Here is a 22,652-nt window from a genome sequence, read left to right as displayed (position 1 = left end):
GCGATGAAGAGGAGTGGCGCTGAATGTCCGACGGACCCCTGATCGTGCAGTCCGACAAGACGGTGCTGCTCGAGGTCGACCACGAGCTGGCCGGGGCGGCACGCGCCGCCATCGCACCGTTCGCCGAGCTGGAACGCGCACCCGAACACGTGCACACCTACCGGATCACGCCGCTGGCGCTGTGGAACGCGCGCGCGGCCGGCCACGACGCCGAACAGGTCGTCGACGCGCTGGTCAGCTTTTCCCGCTACGCGGTGCCGCAGCCGCTGCTGGTCGACATCGTCGACACCATGGCCCGCTACGGCCGGTTGCAGCTGGTCAAGCATCCCGCGCATGGCCTGACGCTGGTCAGCTTCGACCGCGCGGTGCTCGAGGAGGTGCTGCGCCACAAGAAGATCGCCCCGATGCTGGGCGCGCGCATCGATGACGACACCGTGGTCGTGCATCCCAGCGAGCGTGGCCGGGTCAAGCAGATGCTGCTCAAGATCGGTTGGCCCGCAGAGGATCTCGCCGGCTACGTGGACGGCGAAGCGCACCCGATCAGCCTGGAACCCGAGGGCTGGGAGTTGCGCGACTATCAGCAGCTGGCCACCGACTCGTTCTGGGCCGGCGGGTCCGGTGTGGTGGTGCTGCCGTGCGGCGCGGGCAAGACGCTGGTCGGCGCGGCCGCGATGGCCAAGGCGCAAGCGACGACGCTGATCCTGGTCACCAACATCGTCGCGGCCCGGCAGTGGAAGCGCGAGTTGGTGGCGCGTACCTCGTTGACCGAGGACGAGATCGGCGAATACTCCGGCGAGCGTAAGGAGATCAGGCCGGTCACCATCTCGACGTATCAGATGGTCACCCGTCGCACCAAGGGCGAGTACCGGCACCTCGAGCTTTTCGACAGCCGCGACTGGGGACTGATCATCTACGACGAGGTTCATCTGCTGCCGGCGCCGGTGTTCCGGATGACCGCAGACTTGCAGTCGCGGCGGCGACTCGGGTTGACCGCCACCTTGATTCGCGAGGACGGTCGCGAGGGCGACGTGTTCTCGCTGATCGGGCCGAAACGCTACGACGCGCCGTGGAAGGACATCGAGGCTCAGGGCTGGATCGCACCGGCCGAGTGTGTGGAAGTCCGGGTCACGATGACCGACAACGAGCGGATGATGTATGCCACCGCAGAGCCCGAGGAACGATACAAGCTGTGCTCGACCGTGCACACCAAAATCGCTGTGGTCAAGTCGATTCTGAAGAACCACCCCGGTGAGCAGACACTGGTGATCGGAGCCTACCTCGACCAGCTCGACGAGCTCGGCGCCGAGTTGGACGCCCCGGTGATCCAGGGCTCGACGAAGACGCGGGAGCGCGAGGAACTGTTCGACAAGTTCCGCACCGGCGAGATCTCCACACTGGTGGTGTCCAAGGTCGCGAACTTCTCCATCGACCTACCGGAAGCCTCTGTGGCGGTGCAGGTTTCGGGAACCTTCGGGTCCCGCCAGGAGGAGGCGCAGCGGTTGGGCCGGCTGCTGCGGCCCAAGTCCGACGGCGGTGGCGCCATCTTCTATTCGGTGGTGGCCCGCGACAGCCTGGACGCCGAATACGCCGCGCACCGGCAGCGCTTCCTGGCCGAGCAGGGCTACGGCTACATCATCCGCGATGCCGACGACCTGCTCGGCCCCGCCATTTAGCGCGCCTTCCCGCGCGAGCAGACGCAGAATCGCACGAAAAGCGCCGCATTACGCGATTCTGTGTCTGCTCGGCAAGCTAGAGCGACAGGATCGTCGCCGACGCGGTGCCCGGCGCGCCGTACACCTGCGCCAGGCCCACCCGCGGGTTGCCCGGCACCTGGCGCTCGCCGGCCTCGCCGCGCAACTGGCGCACCAGCTCGTGCATCTGCCGCAGGCCCGACGCGCCGATCGGCTCGCCGTTGGCGATCAGACCACCGTCGGTGTTGACCGGCATCGACCCGTGAATCTCGGTGGCGCCGTCGGCCAGCAACTTCTCCTGCTCACCGTCGGCACACAGGCCCGTCTCGGCCATGTGAATGACCTCGTTGCCGGCATCGGTGTCCTGCAACTGAGCCACGTCGACGTCCTCGGGCCCGATCCCGGCCGCCTCGTAGGCAGCCTTGGACGCGTACACCGTCGGCGAGACATCCTCGTCCAGCGGCGCGAACGTGGCGTGCACCTCGTAGGCGCCGTAGCGACGGGTCCGGATCTCACAGGCCCGCACATAGACGGGTTTGTCGGTGTACTTGTGCGCGATGTCGGCCCGGCACATGACGACCGCGGCGGCGCCTTCGTCGGGCGCACAGAACATGTACTGCGTCAGGGGGTAGTTAAGCACCGCCGAGTTGAGGATCTCCTCTTCGGAGATCGGCTTGCGCCGGAATGCGTTGGGGTTCAACGCACCGTTGCGGAAGTTCTTCGCGGCGACCTTGGCCAGCGTGGCCTGGGAGATGTTGTGGTCGTGCAGGTACTTGTTGGCCTTCATCCCGAAGAACTTGGTGGTGACGAACTGGCCGTTCTGGGCGTACCACTGCGGTAGCGCCAGCTTGGCGGGGTCGTCGGTGAACGCGCCACGCGGATGCTTGTCCAGGCCGATGGCAATGCCGATGTCGTACTTGCCCAACCGGATCGTGTCGGCCGTCTGCTGAATGGCGCTGGCGGCGGTGGCGCAGGCGTTGAACACGTTGGTGAAGGTGATGCCGGTCAACCCGACCAGCCGGGTCACCGCGTCCGGGTTGGACACCTCGTGGCTGCCGCCGAAGCCGAACTGGATGTCCTTCCACTCCAGCCCGGCGTCGGTCAACGCGGACTGGATGGCCTCGGCACCCATCTGCATCGCGGTCTTGTCGAACCTGCCGAACGGGTGCAGGCCCACTCCGATGATGGCGACGTCGTTGCTCATCTCACGCTCCCGTCGCGACCGGTTCGAACGCGAAGGTGAGGATCTCCTCGCCGTCCTCGTTGGTGGTCAGCGGGACGAAGGTCAGCTCCACCTCCTGGCCGAACTGCAGCTTGGCAGGGTCGTTCTCGGTCAGCCGGCCCTCGACGCGGATCACGTCGCCGAGCTGTACCAGGCCCACCCCGAACGGAACGAACTCCTTGCCGGTCGGCCCGGCGTACGGCGCGCCGGGCGGGAAACCCTGCGTGGTCCACGCGACCAGGCTGCCCCGCCGGGGTAGCAACACCTCACTCATGTTGCCCAAACTGCAACGCGGACAACGTTGCTGGATGGGGAATGTGGTGGCGTCGCAGTCACCGCAGCGACTGCCGATCAATTGGGGATTCTCGTCGGGCCAGGTCGAGATTTCTGGGGCCAATGCTTTCGGCATCGCAGGTCCTCCATCGGACGCGAGAATATTGACTCACCAAACGTACAACAGCGTTCCGCTTTTGTGGAAATCTGGTTCTCGTTGTTGGGCTCGGTAGCTGGCGGCCAGGATTTACGATTTGCCCATGTCCCTCGAAGTTGGCCAGGTCTTTGCCGGCTACACGGTCTTGCGGGTGCTCGGCGCCGGCGGGATGGGCAAGGTGTACCTGGTGACGCATCCGCGGCTGCCGCGCGAGGACGCGCTCAAAGTGCTGCCGGCCGAGGTCACCGACGACCCGGAATACCGGTCGCGCTTCGCCCGCGAGGCTGACTTGGCCGCGGGTCTGTCGCATCCGAACATCGTGCGCATCTACGACCGCGGCGAGAACGACGGCCGACTGTGGATCTCGATGGACTACGTGGCCGGCACCGACGTCCACCATCTGCTCGGTGAGCGTTATCAGAGCGGCATGCCCGTCGACGAAGCAGTCTCCGTGGTCAGCGCTGTCGCGTCGGCGCTGGACTATGCCCATCACCGCGGTCTGCTGCACCGGGACGTCAAGCCCGCCAACATCCTGCTCACCGAGCCCGACGACGGCCAGGCCCGCCGAATCTATTTGGCCGACTTCGGCATCGCACGCCGCATGGACGATTCCTCCGGGCTGACCGCCGCCAACTTCGCCGTAGGCACCGTCGCCTACGCGGCACCCGAACAACTCAAAGGCGAACCCGTCGACGGCCGTGCCGATCAATACGCGTTGGCGTGCAGCGCCTTTCACTTACTGACCGGCGCCCCGCCCTACACGCACAGCAATCCGACCGTGGTGATCACCCAACACGTCAGCGCCCCGCCTCCCTCGGTCGGTGCGCGCCGGCCGGAACTCAGCGCACTGGACCCGGTGTTCGCCAGGGCCATGGCGAAGAACCCCGCCGGCCGGTTCAGCAGTTGCAGCGAGTTCGCCGCGCAACTGAGCGCGCACTTGACCCCGTACCACCACGACACCCCAATTGCATTGCACGCCAGGCAGACCCAGCCTTCGATCGCTCTACCGCCATTGCCGGCCCAGCCCCGGCAACACTGGTGGCAACGCCCGGCCGTGCTGATCGCCGCCCTCACGGCGGTCGCGTTGCTGATCGTCGGCGGCGTGTTCGTCGGCGTCAAACTGAACCAGCCCCGACCGCGCTCCGCCCCGAACGCTCCAAGCGCGAGCAGTCCCGCACCGCCGGCCCCGACCACCGCGCCGGTGGGTCCGTTCACCGGTACCTACCGCGTCGATTTCGGCCCGGTCGGCGATCTGGACGGCAACCAGGTTCCCGACGAGCAACCGTCGACAGGTACCTATGGGGTGCGCTCGACGTGCGGCGGGGCCGGATGCGTGGCGACGGCGTCCCGCTTGACCGGGGAGCGCAGTTTCGCGTCGACGTTGGTCTTCGACCAAGTGCGGGGCAGCTGGGTGGCGGTGGCGCTCTCGACGACCCAATGCCGTGACAAAGCCGGAGAGATCTGGGAGGTCTTCCGGCTGCAGGCGCGTCCGGACGGCACACTGACCGGCGAGCAAACCCGGACCTCGCGTAACAACTGTCAGGAACGGCGGGCCGTCACCTTCACCCGCACGGGTGATGCCGACGCCGGACTGCCCGATCCGGCCACGCTGCCACCGCGGTCGGCGTCCGCGGCCGAGGCGTTTCACGGTCACTACCAACTCACCCGTACCTTTGCCGGCGGTAGTCCGCAACTGATGGGAAACTCCGGTATCGACACGAACTGCCTGCGAACCGGTGACCGCTGCATGAGCTATTTCCATTCCAAATCCGGTGATGTGCCATTGGTTTTCGCCGGAGGCAACTGGACCTGGGCCGACTCGAGCACCGGCAAGTGTCCCGACGGCAACCCCGCGACCTTGAACGCCAACGCGACGTTTCCGATGCCGCAACCGGTGGAGGATCCGTTGCCTTCGCTCACCGGCCACGGTCACTGGGTACAGACGCGGGCTTGTGCGGTCAGCATAGACTTCGACGAAACATTGACGCGCACAGGCGATTAGCAAAATGGTGCTGCAAGCTGGCCAGGTGTTCGCCGGATACACGATCCTGCGGGTGCTGGGTGCCGGCGGGATGGGCACGGTGTATCTGGCGACGCACCCGCGGTTGCCGCGCGAGGACGCGCTGAAGGTCCTGCCGTTGGAGCTCACCCACGACGTCGAGTACCGGGCGCGCTTCATTCGCGAGGCCGAGCTGGCGGCCGGTTTGTCCCATCCGCACATCGTCGGGATCCAGGACCGCGGCGAGCACGACGGCCAGTTCTGGATTTCGATGGATTACGTGGCGGGCACCGACCTCGCCCGGATGCTGGACGAAAGCCATTGCGGGGGTTTGGCAGTCGCCGAAGTGACGCCGATCGTCGCCGCGGTCGCTTCGGCGCTGGACTACGCCCATCACCGCGGCTTGCTGCACCGCGACGTCAAGCCGGCCAACATCCTGCTCGCCGAGCCCGGCGGCGGACAGGCCCGCCGCGTCTACCTGTCCGATTTCGGGATCGCGCGCCGCATGGACGATTCGGCCCGCCTGACCGAGACCGACATGGCCGTGGGCACAGTGAGTTACGCCGCTCCCGAGCAACTCAGGGGCGATCCGGTCGACGGGCGTGCCGACCAGTATGCGTTGGCCTGCACCGCCTTTCACGCGTTGACCGGTGAGCCGCCCTATCCGGATGTCAATCCCACTGTGGTGGTCACCCAGCATGTGTTCGCTCCGCCACCGGTGATCAGCGTGCGGCGGCCTGACTTGGCGGGGCTGGATCTGGTGTTCATGAAAGCCATGGCCAAAGAGCCGGGGAGCCGGTACGCCAGTTGCGGCGACTTCGCGGCTCAGCTGAGCCGGTATGCGCGCGGCGAGCTACCTGCCGCTGCGGTGGCCGCCTTCACCGCCACCGCGCCGGCCCTTCCCGTTGCCGCGCCAACCCTTCCTGTTGCCGCGCCGGCCCGGCGCCGCCCGCGGGTCCTGATCGGGGCGCTGACGGGCGTGGCGTTGTTGATCGCCGCCGGCGTCTTCGTCGGGGTCCGACTCTTTCGGGACAGTCCCGCACCTGCCGTCACACCCCCCGCCGTCAGCCCGATGCCGACCACGACGACCACGCTCCCGCCCACCCCCGGCCCGTTGAACGGGACCTATCGTGCCGACTTCGCCGTTGCCACCGATCTCGACGGCAACGGCAAGGGTCCGGCGCCGAGCACGGCCAGTTACGGATTGCGTTCGGTATGCCGGGGCGCGGCCTGTGTCGCGACGGCGACCAAACTCAGCGGCGACGTCGTCTTCGCGGCGAATCTGGTGTTCGACGAAGTCCAAAGCCGTTGGATCGCCGTTTCTTTCGGCTCCGAACAATGTCGTGGAACCTCATCCGAATACTGGCAGGTTCTCGTGCTGCAGTCAGGTCTCGACGGCACGCTGTCCGGCGAGTTCACTGCGACGTCGGCCAACACCTGCCGGTACAAGCGGACCGTGACCTTCACCCGCACCGGCGATGTCGACGTCGGCGCAGTGGCCGATCCCGCTACTTTGCCGCCGCGGGTGGCCTCGCCCGCCGAAGCGCTGCGGGGCCGCTACCGCGTCGAACGGAGGTACCCCGACGGGACGCCCGGCCAGGCCGAAGAGCAGACCGTCACCACCAGATGCGTGCGCACCGGCGAACGGTGCATGAGCTATTTGCACGGACCCGCGAGTGACATACCGCTGGTGTTCGTCGGCGGCAGCTGGACCCAGAGCGAAGAGGCTGACTACGTCTGTCCCGCCGGCGGCACCCTGCATTTCAGTGTGACCGCGCGGTTTCCATTGCCCGCGCCGGCGCAGGATCCCATCCCGTCGCTGAGCGGAAACGGGCACCAGGAGCAGACCGGCGCGTGCGCGGTGAACACCGACTTCACCCAGACCTTCACGCGCACCGGTGACTAACTCAGCGCTGGAATCACTTCGCGCTCGAACAACTCGATGCCGGACCGGTCGTAAGCCGCCTCGGGGAAATAGCAGATCGCGTATTCACACCCGAGGTCGCGCACCTTGGTCAACCGCTCGATGACCTGCTCGGGTGTGCCGGACGCCGAATCCGGGATGCCGCCGACCATCGAATCCGCCAGCGCCTCAGGCACATAGCCGGCCAATCGGTCCCGCACCCGTTTGGTGCGGTCGGCGACGTCGGCCTCCGAGGTCCCGACGACGGTGGTGAAGTTGGCCGACCGGACGATCGCGTCGAAGTCGGTGCCCAGGTTGCGGCAGTGCTCGGCAAGTACCTCGGACTTGTGCGCGAACGCTTCGAGTTCCGGAGTGAAGTTGGTGTATTGCGCGTACTGCGCGGCGATCCGCAGTGTCTTCTTTTCCCCGCCGCCCGCGATCCACAACGGAATACCATTGTCCTGCAGCGGCTTCGGTGCGACGATCGCGCCGTCTACCTGATAGTGCCTGCCGTCGAAACTGACCTTGCCGTCACGCCAGGCGTCGCGCATGATCTGCACGCCCTCGTCCAGCCTGGCCAGCCGCGCTCCCGCCGAGGGGAAACCGTAACCGTAAGCGCGCCATTCGTGTTCGTACCAACCCGCGCCGATGCCCATCTGGACACGCCCGCCCGAGATGACGTCGGTGGTGGCCGCCACCTTGGCCAGATAGACCGGGTTGCGGTAGCTCATCGCGGTGCACATCTGGCCGAGCTTGATTCGCGAGGTGACGGCGGCATAGGCGGCCATCAGCGTCCATGCTTCGTGGGTGGCTTCGTCCGTGGGCAGCGGCACCGTGTGGAAGTGGTCGTACACCCACAACGAATCCCAGGCCCCGCCGTCTGCATAGGTGGCCAGGTCGCGCATCACCGCCCAGTGCCGTTCGGGTTCGATGCCGACGAGATCCATCCGCCAGCCCTGCGGGATGAAAAGACCGAAGCGCATAGGACGGACTCTAGACCTGCGCGGGAGGCCCCATGCCACGAGCCGGGATTATCCGTTTGGCACCATGGAGCCAGGGTCGCGGAAGAAAGGATGAGCCGAGTGGAACTGTCCGGTGTAGGAGTGTGGAGCAGTCAACTGCGCTACGGTGATGCCGCCGAAGCTGCCGACGCTGCAGCGGAATTGGACGAACTCGGTTTCGCGGCGCTGTGGATTCCGGATGTCAGCGGATCGGTGCTCGAGGCGGTGGAACGCCTACTCGCTGCGACCGAACGCACGGTGATCGCCACTGGAATTCTCAATCTGTGGATGAACTCCCCCGACGATGTCGCCGCAGCCCATGCCCGGCTTGTCGCCGAGCACGGGGATCGTTTTCTGCTCGGCATCGGAGTCAGTCATGCCCCGTTGATCGACGCCGGCAATCCCGGCCGGTACCGCAAACCGCTCGCGGCGACGACCTCGTTCCTGGACGAATTGGACGCGGCAGCGCACCCGGTGCCCGTCGAGAGCCGGGTGCTGGCCGCGCTGGGCCCCAAGATGCTGCAGCTGTCGGCGACCCGCGCCCGCGGCGCCCACCCCTACCTCGTCACTCCCGAACACACCGCTTCTGCGCGTGCGACGCTGGGCGAGGGACCGTTGCTGTTGCCCGAGCAGACCGCGATCCTCACCGACGACGCCGACACGGCGCGCAGCATCGGAACCGATTGGCTGCGCGGCTATTTGGCGATGCCGAACTATGCCAACAACATGCGTCGCAGCGGGTTCTCCGAAGACGACCTGTCGCAGATCAGCGATCGGCTCTTCGATGCGCTCATCGTGTGGGGCGACGAGGAGGCGATCCTGCGCAGGGTCGCCGAGCACCGGTCGGCCGGCGCCGATCATGTCTGCGTCCAGGTGCTCCAAGCCGACCCCAGGTCGTTCCCGCGGGAGCAGTGGCGTCGTCTGGCCGCCGCCGCCTCGTAGCCAAAGTCATGGCGCTCAGTCACCGGCTCAAACATCTGCAATACCGGGCGTTCTACCGGCTCGGGTTCGTCCCTTGGGACGGGCACCCCATCGCAGCAAAACTCCGAGAGCTGGTCGGAGACAACGCAATTGCTCCCGGCGCCGCTCTCGACATCGGCTGCGGCACCGGCGACAACTCCATCTATCTGGCCCGGCACGGATGGCAGGCGACCGGAGTGGACTACGTGCCACAGGCTCTCGCCAAGGCCCGTGTCAAAGCCGGGGCCGCCGGTGTCGACGTGAACTTCGTCCGCGCCGACGTCACCCGGCTGAGCTCGGAGCGCGTGGGACGGAACTTCGCGTTGGTCGTCGACAACGGCTGCCTACACGGCATGAACGACGACGACCGCGACGCCTACGTGCGTGAGGTCACGGCAGTGGCGACGACGGGCTCCCGCCTACTCATCATGGCGATGATCCCCGGTCGCTCGCCGGGAGTGCGTGGGATCGACCTGCCCGAGATCCAGCGACGTTTCGCCCCCGCCTGGACGCTGGTGTCCTCCGGCGACGAACCGTCCCTGGATCACAACGGCAAGAACCCCGGCCGCCACTACCTCCTGCAACGCACCTTTTAATGGCGAGCAGACGCAAAAGCCCCCGAAATCAACAGATTTCGGGGGCTTTTGCGTCTGCTCGCGGGAGAAATCAGGTCAGCGAGTCCGGCGGCAGGAAGCGGTCGCCGTAGCGCTCCGCCAGCTCGCGGGCGCGGGCGACGAACGCTTCCTTACCCTGGCCCAACGGACCTTCGTAGCCCACGATGTACTGCGCGCTACCACCGGTCCACGGCGGGAAGCCGATGCCCATGATGGAGCCGATGTTGGCGTCGGCGGTCGACGTCAGCACGCCCTCGTCGAGGCACTTCTGGGTTTCCAGCGCCTCGGCGAACAGCATCCGGTCGATCATGTCCTGCAGCGGGGGTTCGGACGAACCCGACTTGAACGTCTCCCGCAGGCCCGGCCACAACCCGGACCGCTTGCCCTCCGGGTACTCGTAGAAGCCCGCACCCTTCAACCGGCCGGACCGCTCCAGCTCAATCATCTTCTCCACCACGGCTTCTGCCGGGTGCGGCTCGTACGTGCCGCCGGCATCCTCGACGCCCTTGCGGGTGGCGACGGCGATCTTGTGCATCAGCTCCAGGTTCAGCTCGTCCGACAGCTGCAGCGGCGGCGCCGGGTAGCCGGCCTGCGAACCCGCCTGCTCGATCGACGCCGGTTCGACGCCCTCACCGAGCATCGCCAGCGCCTCATTGACGAAGGTGCCGATCACTCGCGAGGTGAAGAAGCCGCGGCTGTCGTTGACCACGATCGGGGTCTTGCCGATGGCCAGGGTGTAGTCGAAGACCCGGGCCAGCGCCTCGTCGGATGTCTTTTCGCCCCTGATGATTTCGACCAACGGCATCTTGTCGACCGGTGAGAAGAAGTGAATCCCGACGAAGTCCTCCTGCCGCTTCACACCCGTGGCCAGGCCCGTGATCGGCAGCGTCGAGGTGTTCGACCCGAGCAACGCGTTGGGCTCGACGATGTCCTCGATCTCCTGGAACACCTTGTGCTTGAGGTCCTGGTTCTCGAAGACCGCCTCGATGACGAAGTCCACGCCCTTGAGGTCGGCTGGGTCGGCGGTCGGGGTGATGCGCGCCAGCAACGCGTCGCTCTTCTCCTGCGAAGTACGGCCCCGCTCAAGCGCTTTGGCCTCCAGCTTCTCGGAGTACCCCTTGCCCTTCTGCGCCGCCTCGATGCTGACGTCCTTGAGCACCACGTCGTAGCCGGCCTTGGCCGAGACATAGGCGATGCCGGCGCCCATCATGCCGGCGCCGAGCACACCGATCTTGTTGATCTTGACCGGCTCGATGCCGTCCGGCCGCGAGCCACCGCCGTTGATGTGCTGCAGGTCGAAGAAGAACGCCTGGATCATGTTCTTGGCGACCTGGCCGGTGACCAGCGTGGTGAAGTAACGACTTTCAATGCGGCTGGCCGTGTCGAAGTCCACCTGCGCGCCCTCCACCGCGGCGGACAGGATCGCCTTCGGTGCCGGCATCGGCGCGCCCTTGATCTGCTTGCGCAGCAGCGCCGGGAACGACGGCAGGATCGACGCCAGTGCCGGGGACGACGGGGTGCCGCCGGGCATCTTGTAGCCCTTCTTGTCCCACGGCTGCTCGTGCGAGTCGGGGTTGGCCTTGATCCAGGCCTTGGCGGCCGGGACCAGCTCCTCGACCGTCGGCAGCAGCTCGTCGATCAGACCGAGCTCCTTGGCCTTGGCCGGCTTGAACCGGGTGCCCTGCGACAGGATGTTGACGAAGGCGTTCTGGATGCCGAACATACGCACCGAGCGCGTGACGCCGCCCGCGCCGGGCAGCAGACCCAGGGTCGCCTCGGGGAAGCCGAACTGCGATCCCTTCACATCGGCCGCGATGCGGTGATGGCAGGCCAGCGCGATCTCCAGGCCGCCACCCAGCGCCGCTCCGTTGAGCGCTGCGACCACCGGCTTGCCGAGGGTCTCCAGCGTGCGCAGTTGCTTCTTGACGTTTTCGACCAGATCGAATGCCTCACCGGCGTTTTCGGGCCCGATCTGAATCATGCTCTTGACGTCGCCGCCGGCGAAGAAGGTCTTCTTCGCGCTGGTGATCACCACACCGGTAATCGAATCCTTCTCGGCGACAAGACGATCCACCGTCTTGCCCATCGACTCGATGTAGTTCTCGTTCATCACGTTGGCCGACCCCGATGGGTCGTCCAGGGTCAGCGTGACGATGCCGTCGTCATCGGTGTCCCACTGAATTGCGTTGTCGGCCATGTGCTCAAACCCTCTCGATGATCGTCGCGACACCCATGCCGCCGCCAATACACAACGTGACCAGGGCGCGCTGGGCGTTGCGGCGCTCCAACTCGTCGACCATGGTGCCCAGGATCATCGCCCCGGTGGCTCCCAACGGGTGACCCATCGCGATGGCGCCGCCGTTGACGTTGAGCTTCTCGTCGGGGATGTTCAGGTCCTTCTGGAACTTCAGCACCACCGACGCGAACGCCTCGTTGAGCTCGAACAGGTCGATGTCGTCGACGGTCAGTCCCGCCCGGTCGAGCACCTTCTTGGTGGCCGGTGTCGGGCCGGTCAGCATGATCACCGGGTCGGCGCCGCTGGTGGCGGTGGCGACGATGCGCGCCCGCGGGGTCGCGTTGATGGCTGCCCCCGCCTTCTCCGAGCCGATCATCACCAGGGCGGCGCCGTCGACGATCCCGGAGCTGTTGCCGCCGGTGTGGACGTGGTTGATCTTCTCGACGTAGTGGTACTTCTGCAGCGCCACGTCGTCGAATCCGCCCATGGCCGCCAGCGCCTCGAAGGCCGGCTTGAGCTTGCCCAGGCCTTCCTTGGTGGTGTCGGGCCGCATGTGCTCGTCGTGGTCGAGGATCAGCAGACCGTTCTGGTCGCGGACCGGCACCACCGACTTGGCGAAGTAACCGCCCGACCACGCCTCGGCCGCCTTCTCCTGGCTGCGCAGCGCGTAGTTGTCGACGTCGTCGCGGGAGAAGCCCTCGGTGGTGGCGATCAGGTCGGCGCCGATGCCCTGCGGGACGAACATCACGTCGTAGTTGGTCGCCGGGTCCAGGCCCATCGCGCCGCCGTCGGATCCCATCGGGACCCGGCTCATCGACTCCACGCCACCGGCCAGCACCAGGTCATCCCAGCCCGAGCGCACCTTCTGCGCGGCGGTGTTGACGGCCTCGAGGCCGGACGCGCAGAACCGGTTCAGTTGGACGCCGCCGGCGGTGACGGGCATGCCCGATGCCAGGACCGCGGCGCGGGCGATGTCGCCGCCCTGGTCGCCGACCGGCGAGACGCAGCCCAGGATGACGTCGCTGATCAGGTTCTCGTCCAGGTCGGGGTTGCGTTTGCGCAGCTCCTCGATCAGGCCGACGACCAGGTTCAGCGGCTTGACTTCGTTCAGCGACCCATTGCGCTGCTTGCCGCGCGGTGTGCGGATGGCCTCGTAGATGAAGGCTTCTTCGGACATATCGATTTCCTGTTCCAAAAAGGGAGGGTTCGGATCCGTCTCACAGACTAGGTCCAGTACTCGCACCCTAACAGGGCCGTCGGCCAACCTGTTGGTTGGGAGGGAGTTCGCTGGTCAACGGCATCCTCGCCCGCCCAGCGTCACGTTCGGCTCGCCCAGCGTCACGTTCGCCCGCCCGGCGTCACGCTAGCGTGACGTTCGGCGCGCGGCGCCACGCTAGCGTGACGTTCGGCGCGCGGCGCCACGCTAGCGTGACGTTCGACGCCCGGCCACCGCGCGAGTGCGCGGCGGGCCGCGCACTCGACAAGAAAACGGGCGTCCTCGCCCGCCCAGCGCCACGCTGGCGTGACGTTCGACGCCCGGCGCCACGCTAGCGTGACGTTCGGCGCCCGGCCGCGACACCCAACGTGCGCCTAGCCGCAAACTCGACGGGAAAACGAGCGCGCCTAAGCTCGACTGCCATGACCGTCCCGCGGCTGCAGCCCTACGCGACCACGGTGTTCGCCGAGATGTCGGCGCTGGCGGCGCGGATCGGGGCGGTCAACCTCGGGCAGGGCTTCCCCGACGAGGACGGCCCCCCGGAAATGCTGCGGGCGGCCCAGGATGCCATCGCGCAAGGCGTCAACCAGTACCCGCCCGGCCCGGGAATCCCGGCCCTGCGGCAGGCCATCGCCGCCCAGCGACAGCGGCACTTCGGAATCGAGTACGACCCCGACACCGAGATCCTGGTCACCGTCGGAGCCACCGAAGCCATCGCCGCGGCGGTGCTCGGACTCGTCGAGCCCGGCTCCGAGGTGCTGCTGATCGAACCGTTCTACGACTCCTACTCCCCGGTGGTCGCGATGGCGGGCGCGCACCGGGTGCCCGTCCCGTTAACCGCCGACGGCACCGGTTTCGCCCTGGACGCCGACGCTCTGCGCCGCGCCGTGACACCCCGCACCAAAGCCCTGATCGTCAACACCCCGCACAACCCGACCGGCGTCGTGCTGAGCGTCCCCGAGTTGGCGGCGATCGCCGAGATCGCGGTAGCCGCAGACCTTCTGGTGATCACCGACGAGGTCTACGAGCACCTGGTCTACGACGACCGCCGGCATCTGCCGCTGGCCGGCTTCGACGGCATGGCCGAACGCACCGTCACCATCTCGAGTGCGGCCAAGATGTTCAACTGCACCGGATGGAAGATCGGATGGGCTTGCGGCCCAGCACATCTCATCGCCGGTTTGCGTGCGGCCAAACAATATCTGAGCTACGTCGGCGGGGCGCCGTTCCAGCCCGCGGTAGCCCTGGCGCTGGACACCCAGGACGACTGGGTGGCCGCGCTGCGGGTCTCGTTGCAGGCCAAGCGCAACAGGCTGGCCACTGGGCTGGCCGACGTCGGGTTCGCGGTGCACGACAGCTACGGCACCTACTTCCTGTGCGCGGACCCGCGCCCACTCGGATACGACGACAGCACGGCGTTCTGTGCCGCGCTACCGGAAAAGGTGGGCGTCGCCGCGATCCCGATGTCGGCGTTCTGCGACCCGGCCGCCCCGCACAACGAACTGTGGAATCACCTGGTGCGCTTCGCCTTCTGCAAGCGCGACGCGACCCTGGACGAGGCCATCAAGCGGCTGGCGGCGCTGGCCGGTTAACCTTCCATCACCCGCTGACGCAGCCCCTCCAGAGCGGAATGCAGGATCTTCTTGCGGGCCCGGTTGACCAGGAACTCCGGTAGCGGCGCCGAAGGTTCGACCGTGAGAGTGAACCGCACCCGCGTCTTGTCCGGACCTTCGCGGGTGAGGTTGTATTCCCCATGCTGGGCGTGCTGCTGCAGCGTCCTGGTGGCGTCCCACACCATCCAGTCCGGTCCCCAGTGATATTCGAGCAACTCCTTGTCGACGATGCCGACCACCTTGATGGTGACCTTGACATGGCGGGGACGGCCGTCGGGCCAGGTATCGACGACTTCGGCCTTCTTGTGTACCGAAGACCAGGACGGCACTGCGTCCATGTCGGCGAGCGCGTCCATGATCACGTCCGGCGGCGCGTCGACAACCACTTCGCTCGATGCTTGTATGGCCACTGCTGCCCAAACTAGCAATCAATAGGTCGGGCAGGAGTCAACGCGCCACCCAACTACGGGTCCGGCTCGGTCGCGCCACCCATCACCTGCTCGCGCAGCGCCTTGGCCGCGGCGTCCAAGACATGCTCACTGGCCCGCCTGACGATGAATCCGGGAATCGGCCCAGCCGGCTCGACAGTGATGTCGAAGCGGACCCGGGTCTTGTCGAGACCCTCGGGGGTGAGGTTGTACTCGACGTGTTGGCCGTGCTGCTGAGCGGTTTTGCCGGCGTCCCAGACCACCCAGTCCGGGCCCCAGTGATACTCGAGGATCTCTTTGTCGACCAATCCCAGGATTTTGATCGTCGCCTTCACGTGGTGCGGCCGGCCGTCGGGGTAGTAGTCGAGGATCTCGACGTTCTTGTGCAGCGGCGACCAGGAAGTCAGCGCACCAACGTCTGCCAGCGCCTCCATGACCACTTCCTGGGGCGCATCGATGACGAATTCTCGCGATGCTTTTACGGCCACCGTCACCAAAGCTAGCAACGACGACATCACCTGGGGCGCTGTTGCAGGAAATTGTCTGTTACCAGCCGATTTCGTCGAGCGGCGTGGTGCCGGCAGACGGTGGCCCGACCAGCGTAGGGGGGGTATGCGCGAAAAGCGAAAAAGCCTGCTCGACACCGTGCGCAGGGGCCGCGGACCGTGACCGCGCTCCCAACGACGTTGTTACTAGCCTTTTTTCACCTTCAGCACTCGGTTGCGCAACTCCTTGGTCGCCGAGTCGATGGTGCCCTTGACAGCCCGCTTCAGCACGAACCCGGGCAGCGGCACATTGGGGTCGACGCTGATCTCCATCTTCACCAACGTGTCGTTCCCTTTGGGAATCAAGGTGTATTTGCCGTCCTGCGACTTCTGCTGACCGGAGCTGACCAGCGTCCAGCTCACCTCGTTGCCGCTCCAGGTGTAGGCGACCACCTGCTCGTCGGTGATGCCGGCGGTCTTCACCTTCATCTTCACCTTGCTGGGACGTCCGTCGTCACCGGTCTCCAGGATCTGTGCGCTCTGATGCGGTTCGGACCACTCGGGCATCGCTTCGAAATCGGCGATGACATCCAGGATCTCCTCCGGACTGGCTTCGATGACGACGTCGCGAGATTCTTTGATTGCCATGGCCCGCACCATATCGCGGTCGTGCCCCGGCGGGAATAGTCTCTTTCCGGCGTAACGTCGGGTGGGTGAATGATCCCGTCTACACCGTCGGGGACTACCTCCTCGACCGCCTCTCCGAACTCGGCGTCACGGAGATCTTCGGCGTACCCGGCGACTACAACCTGGCGTTCCTCGACCACATCGTGGCCCACCCCGAGCTGCGCTGGGTCGGCAACGCCAACGAGCTCAACGCCGGCTACGCCGCCGACGGGTACGGCAGGCTCCGCGGAATGTCCGCTGTGGTAACGACATTCGGCGTCGGCGAACTGTCAGCCACCAATGCGATCGCCGGCAGCTACGCCGAGCACGTGCCGGTCGTGCACATCGCGGGAGGACCGTCCAAGGATGCTCAGGCCACCCGCCGGGCGCTGCACCATTCGCTCGGCGACGGCGACTTCGAGCACTTCTTGCGTATCAGTCGTGAAATCACATGTGCGCAAGCCAATCTCATGCCCGCGACGGCCTGCCGCGAGATCGACCGGGTGCTCGAAGAAGTTCGGGAGCAAAAGCGTCCCGGATACATCCTGATGTCCACCGACGTCGCACGCTTTCCCACCGAACCGCCGACGGCTCCGTTGGCCCAATACACCGGCGGCACCAGTCCGCGGGCACTGGCCATGTTCGCCGAAGCCGCCGCCAAACTGATCGGCGACCACCAACTGACCGTGCTGGCCGATCTGCTGGTGCACCGACTGCACGCGGTCGACGAGCTCGAGGCGCTGTTGGCGGCAGATACGGTTCCGCATGCGACATTGATGTGGGGCAAGAGCCTGCTCGACGAGAGCTCCCCCAACTTCCTCGGTATCTACGCGGGTGCGGCCAGCGCGCAACGGGTTCGGACGGCCATCGAGGAGGCGCCGGTGCTGGTGACCGCCGGGGTGGTGTTCACCGACATGGTCAGCGGCTTCTTCAGCCAGCGCATCGACCCAGCCCGAACCATCGATGTCGGCCAGTATCAGAGCAGCGTGGGCGACGACGTGTTCGCCCCGCTGGAAATGGCCGCCGCCCTGCAGGCGCTGACCACGATCCTGACCGAGCGGGGCGTCAAGTCAGCGGCCGTGGTGGCGCCACCGACTCCGGCGCCGGCACCGACACCGGGACGCGACGAGCCGCTCACCCAACCGATGCTGTGGGACCGGTTGTGCTCCGCGCTCACCCCGGGCAACGTCGTGCTGGCCGATCAGGGGACGTGCTTCTACGGCATGGCCGACCACGTGCTGCCCCAGGGCGTCACCTTCATCGGTCAACCCCTGTGGGGTTCGATCGGTTACACGTTGCCCGCCGCCTTCGGGGCGGCGGTGGCGCATCCGGACCGCAGGACGGTGTTGCTGATCGGTGACGGTGCCGCGCAGTTGACCGTGCAGGAACTCGGCAGCTTCTCCCGGGAAGGCCTGTCCCCGGTGATCGTGGTGGTCAACAACGACGGGTACACCGTCGAACGCGCGATTCACGGCGAGACCGCCCCCTACAACGACATCGTGGCCTGGCGATGGACCGATGTCCCCAACACGTTGGGGGTGACCAATCATCTGACCTTCCGGGCGCACACCTACGGCGAACTCGACGACGCACTGACCGCGGCCGCCGAACACCAGGACCGCATGGTGTTCGTCGAAGTGGTGTTGCCGCGCCTGGAAATCCCGCCCCTGCTCGCCCAACTCGTCGGGCCGATGCAGCCTCAAGATCACTGAGCGAGACGATGGCGATCGCTGTTGGCCGACGCGATGATCGCGCGCACGGTGCGCCGGCAGCGTCCGCAGTCGGCGCCGGCGCCGCACGCGGCCGCGACCTCCTTGCTGGTCGATGCGCCCGACGTCACCGCTTCGGCGACCATCTGGCTGGTGATGCCGTTGCACAGGCACACATACATCGCGCCGGTCAGTCCGTCCCGATTCGCATCATGTCGAGATACCGGCCGACGAACAACGGCGGGTACGCACCGATCCCGACTCCGCTCAGCCACTGAGCCGCCGCATCCGGATGCTCGATCCATTCCCGGGCGCTGTCCTCGTCGGTGAACTCCTGCAGGATCAGCACCTCATGCGGGTCGTCGAAAGCTTGGAAGACCCAGGTCTTCCGGATCCCCGCCGCGGTGAACCGATCCATGGCGAGACCTACCTCGGTGTGCAGCGTCGTCACACTGTCCACCGACGCGAACGCGGCGACCACGACGCCCGGCGCCTTCGGGGCCACCGGCGGAGACTCCGGGACGAACCTGTCCACGATCTCGCCGGCGAAGACCGCCGGGATGTCGTCGACCCCGACGGCGTCGAACCATTCGAAAAACACCCGCGATCGCAGCAACTCTACGATCGGCTCACGGCTGTGCACGCCGATCATCACCAGCACGCGGCCGTGGTCGTGGGTTGAGGTGTACACCAGCACGTGGTGGGCACCGATGTCGGCCAGCGCCGCCTTGCGGCGCTCGAGCAACGGCCACACCTTGGCCGGGTCCGGAATCCGGTAGTCCGACGCGATCACCATCGAGTGAATGTCGCCCTCTGTCACTGACACTCCTCCTCATCGCCGCGTGCCGCGCAAGCCGGCGCGGGTATGGCCGACGTCTGCTCAGCCATCACGGCACATACTCCACGTTCGACATCTTGAGCTGCCCGCCCTCGCGGGTCATCGTCACGATCAGCCGGTCCTTTCGTGGATCCTGTTTGGCGCCAGCAACATTCGTGATTCTCGAGGTGCACGCCACCAGCACTACTGCGGAGTATTCGGTCATCGTGTCCAGTTCCACCGCGCTGGCCTGCACGGTTCCCTCCGATCTCAGCTGCGACTCTTCGAGGGTCTTGGTGAACTCGTCCGCCGTCTTCAGGAAGTCTGCCTTGAACGTACCGGTGGAGACGTCAAGGATGCGCTGCACGCCTTGCTTTGCGTGGCCGTAGTCGAGTGAGGTCAGTGTGACGACACCGTGCCGCGCGGCCGCGTCGAACTCCGCCACTTGCCGCCGCGTCCGGACCGCGTTCTGGTGTAGCACGGACATCTCGACGCTGGCCCCGATCGCGAAAAGGCTGACGAAGACGGCCGCCGCCGCGGCACCGGCCGACAGATTCGGCCGACGCAGACCGCCGGCTCGGCGCCGCGACGGTTCGCCCGTTGCTGTGGTTTCCGCCTCGGCCGCCTGGGCCGCGGAGCGCATTTTTGCCGTGGTATGCGACCTGCCGTTGTTCAGCGCAGGCAATTTCGTGCTGACGGCATCCCGGCGAATGCCGCCACCCCCCACTCGCCGGCTCGAGAACGAGATTGCTCGCTCAATCTGGCACTCCTCCACGGGTTGCCCGTCGGTGACAAGCAGGCTGTGAGCCACCGACCGTGTTGGGCAACCGCTCCAATCTGTCGCTCGACGCCGATTCCGTGCGGAATCCGCCAGGCTGGGACGGACGCCGGCTGTGGCCAAACCCTACTCGCCACGACGATCGCACGGGACCAGATGGGCAGCCGAGACCCCGACGAAGGTCAGCGGAGCAGGTCCTTGACCACCTTGCCGGTCGCGTTCATCGGCAGTGCGTCGATGAACTCCACCAAACGGGGCACCTTGAACCCCGCCATCCGGTCCCGGCACCACTCGATCAGCTCCTCGGCCTCGACGGGACCATTGCGCACCACGAACGCCTTGCCGACCTGTCCGAGCCGTTCGTCCGGGGCACCGATCACCGCAACCTGCGAAATCGCCGGGTGCTTGAGCAGGAACCCCTCGATCTCGGCCGGGTAGGCGTTGAACCCGCCCACGATGAACATGTCCTTCTTCCGGCCGACGATGCGCAGGCGGCCCGAGTCGTCGAAGTCGCCCAGATCTCCGGTGTGCAGCCACCCGTCGCCGTCGATGGCCTCTGCGGTGGCAACCGGATCGTCAAGGTAGCCCTGCATGACTCCGTACCCACGGACCAGAACCTCGCCGTCCTCGGCGATGCGCACCTCGACCCCGTCGCACGGCAGACCGGCGGTGGTGGCGACGGCCTCGAAGCAGTCGCCCGGCCGGGACAGCGTCACGTTACCGGCCTCGGTCAACCCGTAGCCGGTCATCAACGTCTCGAACGGCAGCTCGCCATGGATGCGCCGGACCAGTTCGACGGGGATGTCGGCGGCACCGGTTACACCCGCGCGCAGTGTCGACAACTTGGCTTTGTCTCCGACCGTCAAGAGCGAGTGGTACAGCGTCGGGGGTCCGGGCAGCATCGTGATCCGTTCCCGCGCAACGAGATCCACCACGGTGTCGATATTGAAAACCGGCACCGGCAGCATCGTTGCCCCGCGCAGGAAGGACGTGATGAGGCCGGCCTTCAGCCCGAACGTGTGGAAATACGGGTTGATCTGCAGGTAGCGATCGCCCTGGCGCAGGTCAGCGAGCGTCGCCCACTCCTCGTACATGCGCAGCGTCTGAGCGTGATTCATCATCGCGCCCTTCGGCCGGCCGGTTGTTCCGGAGGTGAAGATGATGTCGGAGATGTCGGTGCCGCTCACCGCTTGTTCGAACGGCGAACCGCTGGAAAGGAAATCGGAGCGCAGGTCGATGACCGGAATGCCTGCTGGCGCGGTGTAGTCCTGAGCCAGAAATCCCTTCTGCACCAGCACGGCCTTCACCCCGCTGCGAACGATGACGTCGCCGGCCTCCTCGGCTTTGAACCGCGTGTTGACCGGCACCAGCACGCCGCCGGCGGTCAGCAGTCCGAACGCCGCGATGATCCACTCGGCCGAGTTGGGCGCCCAGAGGGCGACCCGGTCGCCTTTGCCGATACCTAGATCAGCGAAAGCACCTGCAGCACAACGAATAAGCTGAACAAGTTCAGTGAAGGTGTAGCGCAGCGGACCGTCGACGACCGCTTCCGCATCGCCGAAGCGGTCCGCCGCGCTCAAGACCATCTCGGGGATGGTCTGCCAGTGTTGCGGGTCTGTCACACCGTGACGAGCCGGGCGAGGTTGCCGCCCATGATCTTCGCCTGGTCGTCTGACGACAGGTGCGACAGCGCCTCGATGTAGTAGGTCGGTTCCGCCAACCCCTCAGGATGGGGCCAGTCCGAGCCGTACAGAACCTGGTCCACACCAACAAGATTGACCAGATCGTCGATGCCGTCCTCGAAGAACGGGCTGACGTAGATCCGGTTTTTGACCATCTCCACCGGGTCGCTCGGGAAAGCCTCCGGCGCCTTTCGGAAGACCTCGGCCAGACCGTCCAACAACGGCGTCATCCACTTCGACCCTGCCTCGACGATCGCGACCTTCAGCTTCGGGTGGCGATAGAGCGCACCGTGGATCACCCACGATCCCACCGAATCCTGGATCGGCCGCCATTCGTTGAGGATGCCCATCGCGTTGGTCTGGAACGGCAGCATCTCGGCGCTGGCACCGTCCCATTCGGAGGTGTACCGGGAGTAGCCACTGTCGCTCGAGTGCATACCGACCAGCACGTCGTACTCGACGACTCGCTCCCAGAACGGGTCGAACTCGGGCAACGCGAACGACCGGGGCCCGCGGAAGCCGGGGACCGGCGCCGGGCGAACCAGGATGCAGCGGGCACCGCGCTTGACCGCCCACTCCAGCTCCTCGATCGCCTTCTCCACGATCGGCAGGGTGATCACCGGGGTGGTGAAGATGCGGTTCTGGTAGTTGAAGCCCCAGACTTCGTCGAGCCACTCATTGAGCGCATGGACCAGGACGTGGATGGCAACAGGGTCGTCCGACAGCCGCTCCTCGAGCAGGCTGGCCAGCGTCGGGAACATCAGGGTCTTGTCCAGACCCAGCTCGTTCATCACCTCCAGGCGCGGCGCCGGCTCGAAGAAGGCCGGGATGGCGCGCATCGGCTCGCCGAACAACTCGCGCTTCGTCTTGCCTTCGGGGTTGCCGTACTTGAAGTACTCCTCCCAGGCTCCTGGCTTGGCGACCACTTCGAAGGTCGGGTTGGGAATGTAGTTACTGATCTGGCCGCGGATCGCGATCTTGGTGCGCCCGTTGACCTGCACGTACTGGACGTGGTTCTTGTATTCCTTGGGCAGGAACTTGGTCAGCGCCTCCGGCGGCTCGTAGAGGTGGTTGTCCGCGTCAAAGATTGGAAACGGGACATCGACTCGATGCGACAACTGACCCATGAAATCCTCCTTCGCAATTAGTGAGAATCATATTCTCTCACCTCGTCATCCGCAACGAGCACCCGACCTCGTCAG

Annotated in this window: 20 protein-coding genes; 7 read left to right on the top strand and 13 right to left on the bottom strand. The window is 66.2% G+C overall.

The window, feature by feature from the left end; genetic code table 11:
* The first annotated feature begins 23 nt into the window (after positions 1-23).
* Positions 24-1,673: a DNA repair helicase XPB gene (locus AC5Y46_RS04570; protein WP_499945544.1), complete on the top strand. Its 1,650-nt coding sequence runs from the start codon at positions 24-26 to the stop codon at positions 1,671-1,673.
* Positions 1,674-1,749: 76 nt separating this feature from the next.
* On the opposite strand, the gene AC5Y46_RS04565 is transcribed toward AC5Y46_RS04570, so the two are convergent.
* On the bottom strand, positions 1,750-2,895 hold the full coding sequence (locus AC5Y46_RS04565; RefSeq protein WP_499945546.1) for a thiolase family protein: 1,146 nt from the start codon (positions 2,893-2,895) through the stop codon (positions 1,750-1,752).
* Between the two features lies 1 nt (position 2,896).
* Positions 2,897-3,322 carry a Zn-ribbon domain-containing OB-fold protein gene (locus AC5Y46_RS04560; protein WP_499945548.1) on the bottom strand — a complete coding sequence of 142 codons (426 nt, stop codon included), beginning with the start codon at positions 3,320-3,322 and terminating at the stop codon, positions 2,897-2,899.
* Between the two features lie 124 nt (positions 3,323-3,446).
* On the opposite strand from AC5Y46_RS04560, the gene AC5Y46_RS04555 reads away from it, so the two are divergent.
* Both AC5Y46_RS04555 and AC5Y46_RS04550 read left to right on the top strand, forming a co-directional pair.
* Positions 3,447-5,345 (top strand): serine/threonine-protein kinase, encoded by a 1,899-nt coding sequence (locus AC5Y46_RS04555; RefSeq protein ID WP_499990211.1) that lies wholly within the window; start codon positions 3,447-3,449, stop codon positions 5,343-5,345.
* A 4-nt stretch (positions 5,346-5,349) separates the two neighbouring features.
* Positions 5,350-7,248 carry a serine/threonine-protein kinase gene (locus AC5Y46_RS04550; protein ID WP_499945552.1) on the top strand — a complete coding sequence of 633 codons (1,899 nt, stop codon included), beginning with the start codon at positions 5,350-5,352 and terminating at the stop codon, positions 7,246-7,248.
* On the opposite strand, the gene AC5Y46_RS04545 is transcribed toward AC5Y46_RS04550, so the two are convergent.
* Positions 7,245-8,228 (bottom strand): LLM class F420-dependent oxidoreductase, encoded by a 984-nt coding sequence (locus tag AC5Y46_RS04545; RefSeq protein WP_499945553.1) that lies wholly within the window; start codon positions 8,226-8,228, stop codon positions 7,245-7,247. The genes AC5Y46_RS04550 and AC5Y46_RS04545 overlap by 4 nt on opposite strands.
* A 99-nt stretch (positions 8,229-8,327) precedes the next feature.
* Between AC5Y46_RS04545 and AC5Y46_RS04540 the strand changes: the two genes are divergently transcribed.
* Positions 8,328-9,188, top strand: coding sequence for an LLM class F420-dependent oxidoreductase (locus tag AC5Y46_RS04540; protein ID WP_499945571.1), 861 nt, complete (start codon positions 8,328-8,330; stop codon positions 9,186-9,188).
* Between the two features lie 8 nt (positions 9,189-9,196).
* Positions 9,197-9,802 (top strand): class I SAM-dependent methyltransferase, encoded by a 606-nt coding sequence (locus tag AC5Y46_RS04535; RefSeq protein ID WP_499990210.1) that lies wholly within the window; start codon positions 9,197-9,199, stop codon positions 9,800-9,802.
* Between the two features lie 70 nt (positions 9,803-9,872).
* On the opposite strand, the gene AC5Y46_RS04530 is transcribed toward AC5Y46_RS04535, so the two are convergent.
* Positions 9,873-12,017: a 3-hydroxyacyl-CoA dehydrogenase NAD-binding domain-containing protein gene (locus AC5Y46_RS04530; protein WP_499990208.1), complete on the bottom strand. Its 2,145-nt coding sequence runs from the start codon at positions 12,015-12,017 to the stop codon at positions 9,873-9,875.
* Positions 12,018-12,021: 4 nt separating this feature from the next.
* On the bottom strand, positions 12,022-13,233 hold the full coding sequence (locus tag AC5Y46_RS04525) for an acetyl-CoA C-acetyltransferase (protein WP_499946877.1): 1,212 nt from the start codon (positions 13,231-13,233) through the stop codon (positions 12,022-12,024).
* A 461-nt stretch (positions 13,234-13,694) separates the two neighbouring features.
* Here AC5Y46_RS04525 and AC5Y46_RS04520 point away from each other — a divergent pair, with 461 nt between their 5' ends.
* A complete protein-coding gene (locus AC5Y46_RS04520) occupies positions 13,695-14,864 on the top strand; it encodes a pyridoxal phosphate-dependent aminotransferase (RefSeq protein ID WP_499946878.1) in 1,170 nt (389 codons plus the stop codon).
* Here AC5Y46_RS04520 and AC5Y46_RS04515 read toward each other — a convergent pair.
* The 3 genes from AC5Y46_RS04515 to AC5Y46_RS04505 form a co-directional block, all read right to left on the bottom strand.
* Positions 14,861-15,295: an SRPBCC family protein gene (locus tag AC5Y46_RS04515; RefSeq protein ID WP_499946879.1), complete on the bottom strand. Its 435-nt coding sequence runs from the start codon at positions 15,293-15,295 to the stop codon at positions 14,861-14,863. The genes AC5Y46_RS04520 and AC5Y46_RS04515 overlap by 4 nt on opposite strands.
* Positions 15,296-15,348: 53 nt before the next feature.
* Positions 15,349-15,801: an SRPBCC family protein gene (locus tag AC5Y46_RS04510; RefSeq protein ID WP_499946880.1), complete on the bottom strand. Its 453-nt coding sequence runs from the start codon at positions 15,799-15,801 to the stop codon at positions 15,349-15,351.
* Between the two features lie 204 nt (positions 15,802-16,005).
* On the bottom strand, positions 16,006-16,446 hold the full coding sequence (locus AC5Y46_RS04505) for an SRPBCC family protein (RefSeq protein WP_499946881.1): 441 nt from the start codon (positions 16,444-16,446) through the stop codon (positions 16,006-16,008).
* A gap of 65 nt (positions 16,447-16,511) precedes the next feature.
* On the opposite strand from AC5Y46_RS04505, the gene AC5Y46_RS04500 reads away from it, so the two are divergent.
* Positions 16,512-18,176 carry an alpha-keto acid decarboxylase family protein gene (locus AC5Y46_RS04500; RefSeq protein WP_499946882.1) on the top strand — a complete coding sequence of 555 codons (1,665 nt, stop codon included), beginning with the start codon at positions 16,512-16,514 and terminating at the stop codon, positions 18,174-18,176.
* Here AC5Y46_RS04500 and AC5Y46_RS04495 read toward each other — a convergent pair.
* The 5 genes from AC5Y46_RS04495 to AC5Y46_RS04475 all read right to left on the bottom strand — a co-directional run bounded on the left by AC5Y46_RS04495 (position 18,170) and on the right by AC5Y46_RS04475 (position 22,577).
* On the bottom strand, positions 18,170-18,355 hold the full coding sequence (locus tag AC5Y46_RS04495; protein WP_499946883.1) for a (2Fe-2S)-binding protein: 186 nt from the start codon (positions 18,353-18,355) through the stop codon (positions 18,170-18,172). The two genes, AC5Y46_RS04500 and AC5Y46_RS04495, sit on opposite strands and share 7 nt — an antisense overlap.
* A gap of 8 nt (positions 18,356-18,363) precedes the next feature.
* On the bottom strand, positions 18,364-18,993 hold the full coding sequence (locus tag AC5Y46_RS04490; RefSeq protein WP_499946884.1) for a fatty-acid--CoA ligase: 630 nt from the start codon (positions 18,991-18,993) through the stop codon (positions 18,364-18,366).
* Between the two features lie 67 nt (positions 18,994-19,060).
* Complete coding sequence (locus tag AC5Y46_RS04485; protein ID WP_499946885.1) at positions 19,061-19,633, bottom strand: Rv1363c family protein; 573 nt, start codon at positions 19,631-19,633, stop codon at positions 19,061-19,063.
* A 317-nt stretch (positions 19,634-19,950) separates the two neighbouring features.
* Positions 19,951-21,390, bottom strand: a complete 1,440-nt coding sequence (locus AC5Y46_RS04480; protein WP_499946886.1) for a FadD3 family acyl-CoA ligase — start codon at positions 21,388-21,390, stop codon at positions 19,951-19,953.
* Entirely contained in the window at positions 21,387-22,577 is a 1,191-nt protein-coding gene (locus tag AC5Y46_RS04475; protein ID WP_499946887.1) for an amidohydrolase family protein, read from the bottom strand. The genes AC5Y46_RS04480 and AC5Y46_RS04475 overlap by 4 nt, the downstream gene beginning before the upstream one ends.
* Between the last annotated feature and the right edge of the window lie 75 nt (positions 22,578-22,652).

The organism is Mycobacterium sp. NGS59, assembly GCF_059812345.1.
This window is presented reverse-complemented; position numbering and strand designations above follow the sequence as displayed.